The organism is Psychrobacter sp. 1U2, assembly GCF_051847575.1.
In genome coordinates, this window is the sequence record NZ_JBPYDC010001603.1 from 1 (window position 1) to 564 (window position 564).

The following is a 564-nucleotide window of genomic DNA, read 5'->3' on the forward strand; positions in this document are numbered from 1 at the left end:
GTCAACGTGCTAGTAATGATCCACGTGGGCAGCATCCTGACTATCGTGCTGAAGAACAGCAGGCCATATTGAGCATTTCTGATGACCATCAAGTCGATGCTCATGAAACCGCAGCCGCTGCATTGGCCAGTGAAGTACAAGCTGACGACATCACTGTTGAGAGTGAACAGCTGTTAAAAGCAGATCAGGCGTTACTTGATGATAGCAAAGCTGCTGAGCATAGCGATGCTACAAAAGAGGACAGCCAAGCAGCTAAATCAAAGACGACTATTGCCAGTTATAAAAACATGATCGAGAGTGTCGCTGAGCAGCTGCTGCCACAGACTGGTATGTTTAATTTGACCACGCCAAAGGTGCCAAAAGCGCGTAGTCGTAAGCCAAAGTCTGAACATATAAAGCCTACGCAAGCTGAAAAGTCTGAAAATGACCATTCAAGTAGCGACAGTTGATTATTAGCCCTGATATAATTTGTATAATTGGTATAACGCAACTTTTATAGCAATTTTATACTTATAATTTAACAAGCCCCAAAGTTACCAGTAACTTTGGGGCTTTTTAATGTTT

At 42.7% G+C, this 564-nt stretch carries 1 pseudogene; it reads left to right on the top strand.

Annotated elements, in window-relative coordinates:
* A pseudogene (locus tag ACS8FD_RS23415) lies at positions 1-449 on the top strand (Rne/Rng family ribonuclease); the annotation flags it as partial.
* Positions 450-564 lie beyond the last annotated feature (115 nt).